General features: G+C 70.4%; 13 protein-coding genes. 11 read left to right on the top strand and 2 right to left on the bottom strand.

The window, feature by feature from the left end; genetic code table 11:
- Positions 1 to 13: 13 nt before the first annotated feature.
- The 3 genes from GYB83_RS15525 (at position 14) to GYB83_RS15535 (ending at position 2,297) form a co-directional block, all read left to right on the top strand.
- Positions 14 to 799, top strand: a complete 786-nt coding sequence (locus GYB83_RS15525) for a PP2C family protein-serine/threonine phosphatase (RefSeq protein WP_161896318.1) — start codon at positions 14 to 16, stop codon at positions 797 to 799.
- Entirely contained in the window at positions 796 to 1,545 is a 750-nt protein-coding gene (locus tag GYB83_RS15530; RefSeq protein WP_161896319.1) for a hypothetical protein, read from the top strand. Before GYB83_RS15525 ends, GYB83_RS15530 begins: the two co-directional genes overlap by 4 nt.
- Positions 1,546 to 1,829: 284 nt before the next feature.
- Positions 1,830 to 2,297 carry a LuxR C-terminal-related transcriptional regulator gene (locus tag GYB83_RS15535; RefSeq protein WP_161896320.1) on the top strand — a complete coding sequence of 156 codons (468 nt, stop codon included), beginning with the start codon at positions 1,830 to 1,832 and terminating at the stop codon, positions 2,295 to 2,297.
- Positions 2,298 to 2,362: 65 nt separating this feature from the next.
- On the opposite strand, the gene GYB83_RS15540 is transcribed toward GYB83_RS15535, so the two are convergent.
- The gene (locus GYB83_RS15540; RefSeq protein WP_161896321.1) at positions 2,363 to 4,321 is read right to left on the bottom strand and encodes an acyl-CoA dehydrogenase family protein; all 1,959 of its coding nucleotides are present in this window, start codon (positions 4,319 to 4,321) and stop codon (positions 2,363 to 2,365) included.
- 62 nt (positions 4,322 to 4,383) lie between these two features.
- On the opposite strand from GYB83_RS15540, the gene GYB83_RS15545 reads away from it, so the two are divergent.
- The 6 genes from GYB83_RS15545 (at position 4,384) to ruvB (ending at position 8,932) form a co-directional block, all read left to right on the top strand.
- Positions 4,384 to 5,247, top strand: a complete 864-nt coding sequence (locus GYB83_RS15545) for an acyl-CoA thioesterase (RefSeq protein ID WP_161896322.1) — start codon at positions 4,384 to 4,386, stop codon at positions 5,245 to 5,247.
- Positions 5,244 to 5,855, top strand: coding sequence for a pyridoxal 5'-phosphate synthase glutaminase subunit PdxT (pdxT, locus tag GYB83_RS15550; RefSeq protein WP_161896323.1), 612 nt, complete (start codon positions 5,244 to 5,246; stop codon positions 5,853 to 5,855). The genes GYB83_RS15545 and pdxT overlap by 4 nt, the downstream gene beginning before the upstream one ends.
- Before the next feature lie 34 nt (positions 5,856 to 5,889).
- Positions 5,890 to 6,645, top strand: a complete 756-nt coding sequence (locus tag GYB83_RS15555) for a YebC/PmpR family DNA-binding transcriptional regulator (RefSeq protein WP_161896324.1) — start codon at positions 5,890 to 5,892, stop codon at positions 6,643 to 6,645.
- Between the two features lie 63 nt (positions 6,646 to 6,708).
- On the top strand, positions 6,709 to 7,278 hold the full coding sequence (gene ruvC / locus GYB83_RS15560) for a crossover junction endodeoxyribonuclease RuvC (RefSeq protein ID WP_186349857.1): 570 nt from the start codon (positions 6,709 to 6,711) through the stop codon (positions 7,276 to 7,278).
- On the top strand, positions 7,275 to 7,868 hold the full coding sequence (gene ruvA, locus GYB83_RS15565; protein WP_161896326.1) for a Holliday junction branch migration protein RuvA: 594 nt from the start codon (positions 7,275 to 7,277) through the stop codon (positions 7,866 to 7,868). Before ruvC ends, ruvA begins: the two co-directional genes overlap by 4 nt.
- Positions 7,865 to 8,932: a Holliday junction branch migration DNA helicase RuvB gene (ruvB, locus tag GYB83_RS15570; protein WP_161896327.1), complete on the top strand. Its 1,068-nt coding sequence runs from the start codon at positions 7,865 to 7,867 to the stop codon at positions 8,930 to 8,932. Before ruvA ends, ruvB begins: the two co-directional genes overlap by 4 nt.
- A 16-nt stretch (positions 8,933 to 8,948) precedes the next feature.
- Here ruvB and GYB83_RS15575 read toward each other — a convergent pair whose 3' ends face one another.
- Positions 8,949 to 12,749 (bottom strand): nSTAND1 domain-containing NTPase, encoded by a 3,801-nt coding sequence (locus tag GYB83_RS15575; protein WP_161896328.1) that lies wholly within the window; start codon positions 12,747 to 12,749, stop codon positions 8,949 to 8,951.
- A 162-nt stretch (positions 12,750 to 12,911) separates the two neighbouring features.
- Between GYB83_RS15575 and GYB83_RS15580 the strand changes: the two genes are divergently transcribed.
- Together GYB83_RS15580 and yajC are read left to right on the top strand one after the other, a co-directional pair.
- Positions 12,912 to 13,178, top strand: coding sequence for a LuxR C-terminal-related transcriptional regulator (locus tag GYB83_RS15580; protein WP_161896329.1), 267 nt, complete (start codon positions 12,912 to 12,914; stop codon positions 13,176 to 13,178).
- Positions 13,179 to 13,250: 72 nt separating this feature from the next.
- Entirely contained in the window at positions 13,251 to 13,658 is a 408-nt protein-coding gene (gene yajC, locus GYB83_RS15585) for a preprotein translocase subunit YajC (protein WP_161896330.1), read from the top strand.
- Positions 13,659 to 13,660: the final 2 nt, after the last annotated feature.

The following is a 13,660-nucleotide window of genomic DNA, read 5'->3' on the forward strand; positions in this document are numbered from 1 at the left end:
GAGAGAGGTGAGCATGGACGACTCCGTCATCCTGCGTGACGAGGCGCAGACCGGTCGGGACACGGTCGGCGACCTGACGATCGACTGGTCGGTGGTGTGCCACGTCGGCCGTGTCCGCGAGGCCAATGAGGACGCCGCGCTCGCCCAGCCCGGCCGCTATCTGGTGGCGGACGGCATGGGCGGTCACGACAGCGGCGAGCTCGCCAGTGAGGCCGCCCTCGTCACCCTCAACGAGGCGCCCGTCGGCGAACCGTTCGACGAGACCCGCAAGGCGATCGCGTCACTGCTCGCCGACGCGCAGGAGAAGATCGGGGAGTTCGGCTCCGACACCGGACGTCGAGCGGGAACGACGACGACCGGCGTCATCCTCGCCGAGGGCGACGACGGCCCGGCGTGGGTCGCGTTCAACATCGGCGACTCCCGCACCTACCTGTACTCGCAGTCGGAGCTGACGCAGGTCAGCGTCGACCATTCGCAGGTCCAGGAGCTCGTCACCGCCGGTTACCTGACCCCCGAGCAGGCTCGGGTCGACTCGCGGCGCAATGTGATCACGCGCGCGCTCGGCGCTGGCATGACCGAACCCCTCGCCGACTACTTCGCGTTCGCGGCCGTGCCGGGCGACATCGTGCTGATGTGCTCGGACGGCCTGGACGGCGAGTTGGAGGACGCCGAGATCGCGTCGATCGTGACCGGGGCCGACGGCGACGTCGAGCTCGCGGCCGCTGCCCTGGTCGAAGCCGCCCTGGAGAAGGGCGCGCACGACAACGTCACCGTGGTCGCGGTGACCGTGTCCCGGTGACCTTCGCCGGACCGACGAACGCAGGCCACGGGGGCAACAACGCGACGTTCGTCGAATTCTGCGGTGAACGGTTCCCGGTGGTGCCCGGACAGCCGTTCTACATCGGACGCGAAGCGACGCTGACCGTCGACGACAACCCGTACCTGCACCGGCGCTTCCTGCTGCTGCACGACGAGAACGGCATGTGGTGGCTCACCAATCTGGGCACCCACCTGACGGCGACGGTCACCGCGGCCGACCTCGGTTTCACCGCCATGCTCGGCCCCGGTGCACGCATGCCGCTCGTCTTCGGCCGCACCAGTGTGGTGTTCAGCGCCGGACCCACCACCTATGAGGTGCAGGTCCAGGCCGGCACACCCGCGCCGTCCCTGCCGCCGACCACGTCGCCGGGCAACGGCGACACCACGCGCGGGGTCCCCAACTTCACCGAGAGCCAGAAACTGGCCGTCCTGGTCCTCGCGGAGGCGATCCTGCGCCGTGACGGCACCGGCGTCAGCGCGTTGCCCAGTTCCGCGCAGGCGGCCGCACGCCTGGGCTGGTCGCTGACCAAGTTCAACCGGAAGCTCGACAACGTCTGCGACAAGCTCGACCTGATCGGCGTCGCCGGGATGCGTGCGGGCGGCGGCAAGCTAGCGTCCAACCGCAGGCTCAAGCTCGTCGAGTTCGCGCTGTCGACGGGACTGGTGTCCCGCGACGATCTGCCGATGCTCGACGCCGAGCACGCCCGCAACGTCGCAGGCGGTTAGCCTTCCCGCGACCGCGCCCGGTGTCGACACGGCCCTGCGCTATCGCTCCTGGTCGGCTCAACCACCGGGGCAAGGAAGTGGTCGCGCACGCTCGGGGGTCGGGAGGGGACGCGAATGCCGTGGGTGGTGGGTAGTCGATGGGGGAGTCGGCGAAAAACATCATCTGACCTGCTGTGATGGCATGGGTAGTTCTCCCCATCGCGTTCTGTGGATCACACCCATAACGTTCTTCTCAACAGCCCGGGCGAACTCCTCGCCGCCGGCGCCGAGGAAGGGACAACACCATGACCGTCACCACGATCCGCACCGCGAACACCTTCGCATCCGTCTCGGCGCCCGCCCGCTCGGCGACGGCGGAGCAGCGTCGCCGGGACGCCCTCGCCCGACTCTCGGCCCGCGTGATGCCGCTTCCCGGCCGCCCGGTCTACGTTGAAGGCTCGGCCGCACGCCGGGGATACGTCGAGGCCGCGGCCGCTCGTCGCATGCCGACGCTCGCGCCCGTCGAGCCGGTCGCACCCGAACTGCCCCGCCCGGCGCTGACCGACCGTGAGGTCGAGGTCCTGCGCACCTGGTTGATGGTCGACTCCAAGCCCGCCTGCGGCCAGGAGCTCCACATCTCGCTCGGCACCGTCAACACGCACCTCACCCGCATCCGCGCCAAGTACGCCGAGATCGGCCGCCCCGCGTCCACCAAGGCAGCCCTCGTCGCCCGCGCGATCCAGGACGACATCATCGACATCGAAGAGCTCTGACCCTCTCGACTGCGCTCGAGGATCCGGAACGGCTCGAGGATCCGGGAACGGCTCGAGGAGCCGGGTCAGGCGTGCCGGATCATCGGGACGCCGAGGGCGACGGCTGGGACACCGAACGCGTCGACGAGTTCGGCGGCGTGGGGCCGGAGAGTCCCGCAGAGTTCGTTCACGCCGCGCCGGATGGCCTTGGCGCGTTCCACGCTCACGTGCCGGTGCATCAGGAACCAGCCGAGATCGTCCTCCAGAAGTGAATAGACGAAGAGATCGCGGACCCGCTTCAGCAGGGTCCGCGTCTTCGTATCCGAGACCTTGCCGATGACGTCGACCATGATCTCCAGCACGATCCGCTCGATGTGCGCGTCGCCGACCTTGATCAGGTGATCCTGTGTGGCGGTGAAGACCTCCTTGGCGTCCTCGTCCGGGTCCTGCGCGCGGCGCATCCTGTTGGCGGCCGTCCGCAGCAGGTGATCCTCCCGGTTCCTGACCAGGCGCAACTGGGTCCCGGGGTGCGTCAGGTCGCTGTTCTCGGGGTCCTCGTCCGAGTCGTCGAGCAGCGTCTGGACCACCTGGCGCGCGGCGGTCTTCTCCAAGGCCACGTCGCGGACCGTCGACGCGACGAAACGGATCCAGCCGACGGCGTCGAGGTCGCTCACATCGTCGGCGTACGCGGTGAGCAGCTGCTTCGCGACGAGCTGGCGGAGGATCAGGTTGTCGCCCTCGAAGGTGGTGAACACGTCGATGTCGCCGCGCAGGCGTGACAGCCGGTTCTCGTCGAGGTAACCCGCGCCGCCGCACGCCTCGCGAGCCTCGCTGATCGCGCGCGACGCGAGCGCGGTGTGACCGGCCTTGATCGCGGCGGCCTTCACCTCCAGCTTGCGGATCGCGTCCGGGTCGACGTCCGCCGGATCGGCGGTCTGCAGTTCGTGCAGTTCGGCGATCACCTCGTTCTGGGCGAGGGCGAACGCGTAGGCCCGCGCGACCAGCGGGAGCAGACGACGCTGGTGGGTCCGGTAGTCGAGGAGGACCAGCTCGTCGTCCGCGCCCGGGGCGGAGAACTGGCGTCGGACGAGCGCGTACTTCACGGCGAGCGCAAGGCCGAGGCGGCCCGTCGCGCCCGCCGCCGCGCCGACCGTCACGCGACCGCGGATCAACGTTCCGAGCATCGTGAAGAACCGACGGTTGTCGGACTCGATGGGACTCGAGTAGGTGCCGTCGGCGGCGACGTCCGCGTACCTGTTCAACAGGTCCCCGCGCGGGATGCGGACCTCGTCGAACACGATCCGGCCGTTGTCGACGCCCGGAAGCCCGCCCTTGTATCCGCAGTCGGACGTGGTCACACCGGGCAGATCGGCGCCGTCGGCGTCGCGGATCGGCACCACGAAGCAGTGCACGCCGCGGCTCGTCGGCTCCTCGCCCGGGCCAGCGGTGACGAGCTGGGCGAACACCGCGGCATAGTGCGCATGCGCCGCGGCTCCGCCGATGTAGTCCTTGCGGGCGCCCGGCGTGGGGGAGTCGATGACGAACTCGCCGGTCGCCGCGTCGTAGGTCGCGGTGGTCTCCAACGCCTGCACATTGGAGCCGTGTCCGGTCTCGGTCATCGCGAAGCAGCCGACGACGTCGAGGTCGATGAGCCCCCGCACGTACTTGTCGTGATGACGCTCGGTGCCGAGGTTCTCCACCGCCCCGCCGAACAGTCCCCACTGGACGCCGGCCTTGACCATCAACGACAGGTCGCCGTATCCGAGCGTCTCGATCGCGGTGACCGCGGCGCCGACGTCGCCGGTTCCGCCGTGCTCGGGTCGGAAACCGTCCGCGGGGAACCCGAGCGGCACCATCGCCCGCATCTGCTCCAGCATGTCGGCGCGGTAGTCGTCCAGGGCGACACCCGATCGGGGGACCAGCGACTCGTCCTCGATGTGGCCGCGGACGACGTCGCGGGTGGCCGACCAGCGACCGTCGAGAACCTCCTTCAGCGCCGTCGTCAGATCGTCGGTGGAGACGGGGGCGGCGTCGGTGTTGGTCATGCGCCCGACCCTACCGACCCTCGGATGGTTCCGCCGCCGCGTCGTGAGGGATAATTCTCCCTGTGCCTGACATCGAGGAGATCCTGTCCGTAGAACGGATCGACGACGACATCTACCGCGGCGGCGCGTTCGCCAGCGCCCTGCGCCGCACGTTCGGCGGCCAGGTCGCGGGCCAGGCGCTCGTCGCCGCGACGAGGACGGTGTCGTCCGAGTTCGCGGTGCACTCGCTGCACGGCTACTTCCTCCGGCCGGGCAAGCCCGATCAGCCCGCGGTCTTCCTCGTCGAACGCATCCGAGACGGGCGGTCGTTCGTCACCCGCCGCGTGACCGGCGTGCAGAACGGCGAGACGATCTTCTCCATGTCGGCGTCGTTCCACATCGTCGACGATCACGGCATCGAGCACCAGGACTCGATGCCGCCCGCGCCCGATCCGGAGACTCTGGCCGATCAGCAGGACAAGCGGGACCAGTTGCGCGGCAACGCGAAGGTGTTCTTCTCCGAGTGGGAGAACTTCGACATCCGCATCGTGCCCCGGGACCGGCTCGTCACCAACGACGCCTTCGCGGCGCAGCAACGGGTGTGGTTCCGCTACCGCAAGCCGCTGCCCGACGACCAGCTGCTCCACGTGTGCACGCTCGCGTACATGAGCGACATGACGCTGCTCGGCTCGTCCGCGACCGCCCACCGCGGCGTCGAGACCCAGAACGCGTCCTTGGACCACGCCATGTGGTTCCTGCGTCCGTTCCGGGCGGACGACTGGCTGCTCTACGACCAGACGTCGCCGTCGGCGGGCGGTGCGCGGGCGCTTACCCAGGGTCGGATCTTCGACCGCGCGGGCCGGATGGTCGCCGCGGTCACCCAGGAGGGGCTGACGCGCACCGGTGTACCGCATTCGATCGCGAGCGTGACCAGGCCCGCCACGTGAGCCCGACGATCGGCGTTCTCGCCCTGCAGGGGGACGTGCGCGAACACACCGCGGCCCTCGTCGAGGCGGGGGCGCACGCACTGCCGGTCCGGCGGGTGTCCGAACTCGACCGCGTGGACGGCATCGTCATCCCCGGCGGGGAGTCGACGACGATGAGCAAACTGCTCGGCGTGTTCGACCTCTACGATCCGCTCGTGGACCGCCTGCGCGACGGACTGCCCGCCTACGGGTCGTGCGCGGGCATGATCATGTTGGCGTCCACGATCCTGGACACCCGAGCCGACGCGCGCCACCTCGACGCGCTCGACGTCACGGTCCGACGCAACGCGTTCGGTCGGCAGGTCGAGTCGTTCGAGACCGACCTGCAGTTCGCAGGCATCACCGACCTGCCGGGGGCCGATCCGATGCGGGCTGTGTTCATCCGCGCGCCGTGGGTCGAATCGGTCGGCGCCGGAGTCGACGTGCTCGCGACGGTCCCCGACGGCCCGGCGGCCGGGCGTGTCGTCGCCGTACGGCAGCGGAACGTGCTGGCGACGTCGTTCCACCCCGAGGTCACCGGGGACCACCGAGTGCACCGCTTCTTCGTCGACATGGTCGCGGGAGCGTAGGATTTCACAGTCGTAAACGGAAGGAAGCACCACTATGAGCGGCCACTCCAAATGGGCCACCACCAAGCACAAGAAGGCGGTCATCGACGCCAAGCGCGGCAAGATGTTCGCCAAGCTGATCAAGAACATCGAGGTGGCGGCTCGTACCGGTGGCGGTGACCCGGCGGGCAACCCGACGCTCTTCGACGCGATCCAGAAGGCCAAGAAGTCGTCGGTCCCCAACGACAACATCGAACGCGCGCGCAAGCGCGGCGGCGGTGAAGAGGGCGGCGGAGCCGACTGGCAGACCATCATGTACGAGGGCTACGGCCCCAACGGTGTCGCGATCCTCATCGAGTGCCTCACCGACAACCGCAACCGTGCGGCGGGCGAGGTCCGCACCGCGATGACCCGCAACGGCGGCAACATGGCCGATCCGGGTTCGGTGTCGTACCTGTTCGCGCGCAAGGGCGTCGTCACCCTGGACAAGGGCGACCAGACCGAGGACGACGTGCTCATGGCGGTGCTCGACGCGGGCGCCGAAGAAGTCACCGACCTCGGCGAGCAGTTCGAGATCGTCAGCGAGCCGACCGACCTCATCGCCGTGCGCACCGCACTGCAGGAGGCGGGCATCGACTACGAGTCGGCCGAGCCCGACTTCCGTGCGTCGGTCGAGGTCGCCGTCGACGCCGACGGCGCACGCAAGATGTTCAAGCTCATCGACGCGCTCGAAGACTCCGACGATGTGCAGAACGTCTACAGCAATGTCGACATCAGCGACGAGGTCCTCGCAGAGCTCGACAACGACTGATAGTCTCGAACAAACGTTCGTTGCGATCGGCGCGGCGCGGTTGTTCGGAGAGTGGGTCGTCTCATGCGGGTGATGGGCGTCGATCCGGGTCTCACCCGATGTGGTGTGGCGCTGGTCGAGTCGACGGGCGGACGCGGCGTCACGGCGCTCGACGTCGACGTGGTCCGCACCCCGGCCGACATGGAGTTGGCCGAGCGGCTGCTCGCCGTGCACCGCGGCGTCGAGCACTGGCTCGACACGCATGAGCCGGACGTCGTCGCGGTCGAGCGGGTCTTCGCGCAGCGGCAGGTCAGCACGGCGATGGGCACGGCGCAGGCCGCGGGCGTCGTCGCGCTGGCCGCGGCGCAGCGCGGGATCCCGGTGCGGTTCCACACGCCGTCCGAGGTGAAGGCGGCCGTGACCGGCTCCGGCCGCGCCGACAAGGCGCAGGTCACGGCCATGATCACCCGGATCCTCGGGCTGCAGACGCCGCCGAAGCCCGCCGACGCGGCGGACGCGCTTGCGCTCGCGGTGTGCCACTGCTGGCGAGGGCCGGTCAACGAACGGATGGAGGCGGCCGCGCGCGCGGCGAAGGCCGCACAGGAACGTCATCGTGCCCGCCTGCGGGCGGCACGGGAGGAGGCAGCCCGATGATCGCGTCCGTGTCCGGTGAAGTCATCGACATCGCCCTCGATCACGCCGTCGTCGAATGCGGGGGAGTCGGCTACCGCGTGCTCGCGACGCCGCCGACGCTCGGTCGTCTCACCCGCGGCGAACACGCGAGGCTCTTGACGTCGATGATCGTCCGTGAGGACTCGATGACGCTGTACGGCTTCACCGACCCGGAGGCGCGCGACCTGTTCGGGCTGCTGCAGACCGTCACCGGGGTGGGACCGCGGTTGGCGATGGCGACCCTCGCCGTCCTCGAACCCGACAGCCTGCGCCGGGCACTCGCCGAGTCGGACGCCAAGGCGCTCACCGCGGTCCCCGGCATCGGCAAGCGCGTCGCCGAGCGCCTCGTCGTCGAACTTCGCGACAAGGTCGACGCGGGTTCGGCGGCCGCCGGAATCCCCGGGGCCGCGCCCGCGGGGGTCGGCGGACAGGTGACCGAGGCGCTCGTCGGGCTCGGGTTCACCGAGAACGCCGCGCAACAGGCCGTCGCCGCGGTGCTGGCCGCCCAGCCGGACGCCGACTCGTCGACGCTGCTGCGCACGGCGCTCGCAGGCCTCGGTCCGCGTCGATGACCGACGACTTCGACGACGATCGTCTCACCGGGGCGGAGGCGGTCCCCGCCGACCGCGACCTCGACGCGAGCCTGCGGCCGTCGAGCCTGCACGACTTCATCGGCCAGCCGAAGGTCCGTGAGCAGCTCGAACTCGTGCTCCATGCGGCGCGTGCGCGCGGACGCACCCCCGACCACATCCTGCTGTCCGGTCCTCCCGGGCTCGGCAAGACGTCGCTCGCCATGATCATCGCAGGCGAGATGGGCGCCGCCATCCGGATCACCTCGGGGCCGGCGCTCGAACGGGCGGGCGACCTCGCCGCGATGCTGTCGAATCTCGTCGAAGGCGACGTGCTGTTCATCGACGAGATCCACCGCATCGCACGTCCGGCCGAAGAGATGCTGTACCTGGCGATGGAGGACTTCCGGGTCGACGTCGTCGTCGGCAAGGGGCCCGGCGCCACCTCGATTCCCCTCGACATCGCGCCGTTCACGCTGGTGGGGGCGACGACCCGGTCCGGTGCGCTCACCGGCCCGTTGCGCGACCGGTTCGGGTTCACCGCTCACATGGAGTTCTACGAGCCCGCCGAACTGGTCCGCGTGCTCACTCGCTCCGCGCACATCCTCGGCATCGACATCGACGACGAGGCCGCCGTGGAGGTGGCGGGCCGCTCCCGCGGCACGCCACGCATCGCGAACCGCCTGCTGCGCCGTGTCCGCGACTACGCGGAGGTCCGCGGCGACGGCCGCGTGGACCTCGTCGCGGCCCGTGCGGCGCTCGCCGTCTACGACGTGGACGAACTAGGACTCGACCGACTCGACCGGGCGGTCCTCGGCGCGCTCGTCCGCGGGTTCGGCGGCGGACCCGTCGGCGTGTCGACGCTCGCCGTCGCCGTCGGGGAGGAGTCGGCCACCGTCGAAGAGGTCTGCGAACCGTTCCTCGTCCGGGCTGGCATGATCGCCCGCACCCCGCGCGGCCGCGTCGCCACCGCGGCCGCCTGGCATCACCTGAACCTGACTCCGCCGCCCGACGCCATCGATCGCGTCCACGGCGTCCGCGCCCGCGAAGAGACCCTCTTCGACTGATCCTGGGCCCGGCGGCCTACGGACACGGCGGCGAGTAGGGGAGACCGGGCACATACGTGTCCCACTCGGTCTCGGTGATCTCGTCGCCGAGGCGGGCGCACTCGGCGTCGATCAGCGCGTCGGGGTCGAGCGTCCACGACTCGACGCGACCACCGGCGCCGGACGCCAGGAAGGCCCCGTCGCCGATGAACCGGACGTCGTAGACGTTGCCGGGGAACGAGTGGATCACCATGGCCTCGCTCGGAGTGTCGCCGTCGAGGCTCCACACCCAGATCTCCGAGTTGCTGCCGCCCGCGATCAGGTGCCGACCGTCGGGGGAGAACGCGGCCGAGTACGGCTGTCCCGCCGGCCCGGTCAGGCGAGCCGTCTCGCGCGGCGACGTCGGGTCGCCGATGTCGGCGACGGCCACCACTCGATCCTCCGACGTGGCGACGAGCCTGCGCCCGGTGCTGTCGAATCGAGTGGACAGCACGGCCGCCTTGAACGTCAGCGGATCGGGGTGCGCGAGTGGTCGGTCGGGTCGACTGACGTCGACGAGCCGCACCTGGCCGGTCGTCGTCGCGACCGCCATCGACGTCCCGTCGGGGCTGAGCGAGGTCCACCAGACGCCGCCGCCCGCGTCGAACGTCCCGACGGTCCGCGGTCGTGTCGGATCGTGGGCGTCGATGATCGTCACGATCCGCGACTCGACGCCGCCGGTCACCGCGAGGTGCGACACCGGGCTGTAGTCGACGGTCTCGTTGAGACCCGTCTCGGCCCTGGTGGAGCCGACGACGTGCGGCCTCGCCGGATCGGACACATCGGCGAATGCGACGGTGCCGTCCGCTGAGCCGATCGCGAGCCAGCGCCCGTCGGGCGTCGTGACGACGGCGCCCGAGTACACCGTGCCGTCCGGGGGGACGAGGTCGGGTCCGGCGCTGACGTAGGCGCCGTCGACGAGCCGCCACTGCGTGATCTTCCCTCGGTCGGACGGGTCGGCGGCGAACATCCTGCTGCCCGAGGGCGTCGCCGGGACCTGGAAGACGTTCTTGGTGCCGACCTGCAGCACGTTGCGGGCCGGCGGCCAGTCCATGACGCGGCCGTCGTCGCTGGCGACGATCACGTGATCACCGACGAACAGCGCGGCGGACGAGTTGGCCGCGGTCGGCAGACGACGCGGCGGGTCCGCGGGCGCAGCCACGTCGTAGACGCTCACCGAGTTGTCCGACCCGGTCGTCAGCAGGTGCGATCCGGTGGCGTCCGAGCGCACCGATCGTGCCCAACTCGTGAAGCCGGTGAACTGGGTGGTGAGTTTCGGCGCCGCCGGATCGGACACGTCGTAGACGTCCACCGTCCTGCTCCGCAGCGCCGCGGCCAGTCGCCCGTCGGGCAGGTAGCTGAGTCCTTGGGCGAGCTGATTGGGGGTGCCGCTGAGCGCGATCTGCCCGGCGTCGGTGATCCGCCCGCCGTCGACGCGCCAGAGGTCGATCCGGTGGGTGGCCGTCGATGACGCCATCGACCGCGAGTCGGCGGAGAACGTGACCGCCCCGTCGACGCCCATCACCTTGTCGGGCAGGGCGACGCGCGTCCAACCGCCCGCCGCATCCGCCGTCCACACGTGCAGACCCGTTCCGGTGACGGTGGCCGCGAGTGTCCGGCCGTCGGGGCTGAGAGCGAGCGCGTTCGCGTCGCCTGTCACGTCGGTCAACGAGTACTTCTTGACCGGACGCTTCGCGTCGGTGATGTCCCAGACGTTCACCGCGCCGCGCCCGCCGAGATAGACGGTTGCACCGTCCGACGACAGGGCGATGCCGCCGATCAGCTTGTCCGCGGTGGTGTCGCCCGCACGGAAATCGCCGATCTGAGCGGTGATCCCGTGCTCGTCGGCGGTGAACACGCGGACCTGCCCGCTGCCGCCCGCGGCGACGATCCGTCCCGGAGCCTGCGCGAGCAGCGTGGAGCCGCCGTCGCCCGCGAACCGGATCGGGACCGAACCGGACAGGGTGTCGCTGAGGGTCGACCTGGCTTCGACGGTCGGCGACTGCCGGTACGCGACCATCGCGAGTTGCGCGGCGAGCAGCGGGTCGCGGTCCCGCAGTTGATCGGCCTGGACCGCGATCTGTCGGCTCGCGGTCTCCATCCGCGCGCGGTCCGCACGCTCGGTCTGGTCGTTGGCCTTGATGACGAACACGACGGCGGTCACCGCGGCGATCAACGCGACGACGCCGAAGACGGTCGCGAACAGCGCGGCCCGCCGGAGCTGCGCGGTCCGGCGGCGTTCGATGTCGACCTTGGCGGCGTCCGCGGCGCGCGCCGACGCCAGGAACTCGCGGTTGGCCTGCGACAACTCGCTGTCGGGGAGAGTCTCGAACACTTCGAGCCTGCCCCGCTCGGGCAGGAGGCCGTCGGGCCGACCGTTGCTCTCCCACGTCTCCTGCAGTGTGCGCAGGCGACGGTGGAGCAGCAGCCGTTCGCGGTCGCCGTCGAGCCATTCACCGAGCCTCGGCCACGCGGTGAGGAGCGCCTCGTGAGCGAACTGGGCGTGCGTCGCGGTGACCGTGATGAGTCGTGCGTCGGCGAACGCGTCGAGCACCCGGGCCACCGGGTCGGACGTGTCGGCCGCGTCGAGGTCGGCCAGGCGCACGGGTCGACGAGAGACGGTGTCCTCGTCGACGTTCACCATCGACAGGAGGGTGCGCCGGGCGACGACCCGGTCGGCGGGGGCGAAGTCGGCGTACACGCGTTCGGCGGCTAGCTCGACGGCGCCCGAGATGCGCCCGGTGGCGACGTAGTCGGCCAACGTCAGGTGGCGTCCGTCGGAACGCTCCCACACCGCGCGCAGCGCGTACGACAGCAACGGCAGGACGCCGGCGCCCGCCTGGCGGGACCCGTCGGTGGGAGCGACGTCGTCGAGCAGCAGCTCGACGAGCTCGTCGTCGACCACGAGGTCGGCGACGGCCGCGGGTCCGGTGATGATGCGCCGCATCTGCTCGCGGTCCATCGGCGGCACCACCAGCTGCGCGTCGGCGAGCACACCGGCCAGTCCGGGCATCTCCGCCGCACGTCCGTAGAAGTCGGCGCGCAGCACGCCGACGGGGATCACGACCCGCCCGTCGATCACCTCCGCGAACGCCGCGTCGTACGCGACGAGCGCGTCCGCGCCGGCCTGGGTCCACAGCTCTTCCATCTGGTCGACGATCACGATCAGTGGGGACGCGGCGTCGGACGGGACGGCGGCGACGGCGGTCCGCAGTGCCGCCGCCGGATCGTCTCCCGGAGTGAAGACGACCGCGTGCCAGCCGTCGAGGGCCCGGCCCTCGGCGGTCTCGGCCATCAGACCGGCGCGGACGAGAGACGACTTGCCGACGCCCGACGATCCGACGACGAGCGCCGCGCGGAAGGCCGCGGCGTCGCCGGAGCCCGCGAGGTCGTCGCGACGGGCGCGCGCCTGGGCCGTGACGATCTCGACGAGTCGCGCCACCTGATCGTCGCGCCCGAAGAAGAGTCTGCCGTCGTCGGGCCCGAGCGGGTCGAGTCCGGGATAGGGCGACGCGGTCCGGGCCTTCCGCCGCCCGCCGCGCCTGCCGGTCCGCTGCACCGCGGCCCACCACATGTCGTGGCCCGCGGCGTCGGGCACACCGCACACGGACAGCACCCTCTCGAACATGTCGCGACTCGCGCGGGTGGGCGCGTGCTGGCCCGCGAACCAGCCGGCGACCGTGCCTTGCAGCGCGTCGGCCGCAGACGCGACGTCGCGGACGCTCAGGTCTGCGGCGACGCGCAGGTCAGTGAGTGCGCGACCGAGTTCTTCGCGGGAGGAGACGGCCTCCGGATGCATCGAGCTGGCCTTCCGTCAGGTCCATACGCCCAGGTCGGCGTATCGGAATGTGTATCGACTTGTGGTCAGACGATAGTTCCACGCGATCGCGGCCCTGGCCGCGCGCCACGATGAGATTCATTCGAAACATCGATCATGTCCGCATAGTCGAGGAGGCACATCGTGTTCGACGGAACTCACCACGAGCCGGTCCGCAGGGCGCAGCGACCGACGCTGTCGGCACGCGAGGTCGAGGTGTTGACCACCTGGCTGCGCCTCGGCTCGAAGGAGGCCGCCGCGGAGAAGCTGTTCATCAGCCCCGCGACGGTCAGCACGCACATCGTCCGGATCCGGGCGAAGTACGCCGCCGCGGGGCGCGAGGCGACCACCAAGTCGGCGTTGTTCGCGCGCGCCGTCCAGGACGGGTACACCACGCTCGAGGAATGGTGACGACGTCGCGTTCGTGACGTCCGTGCCACCTGTGCACCGGCCGCGGCCACCGGGCCTGGCACACTGGAGGCCATGACCAACTCCCTGATCATCCCGCTGATGCTGGCGGCGATGGCCGTGTTCATGTTCATGAGCATCCGGAACCAGAAGAAGCGTGCCGCCGCCGCGGCCGACATGCAGGCCTCGCTCTCCGTCGGCACGCGCGTCCAACTGCACTCCGGCATGTTCGGCACTCTCGTCGACACCAGCGACGACGACACCGTGCTCATCGAGATCGCACCCGGCGTCGTCACCGAATGGAATCGTCTCGCCATCCGCGAGGCGGTCAGCCCCGACACCGACGACACGAACGACGACGCGTCGGACATCGACGACATCGAGGTGCCCGACAGCCCGGCCGCACTCGACGATGTGACGAAGAAGACCGATCTGAACAAGAACGCCGACGACGAGTCCGGCGACAAGCCCGAAGAGAAGTAGAC

The sequence above is a fragment of the Gordonia spumicola genome, from assembly GCF_009932475.1.
Classification (GTDB): Bacteria; Actinomycetota; Actinomycetes; order Mycobacteriales; family Mycobacteriaceae; genus Gordonia; species Gordonia spumicola.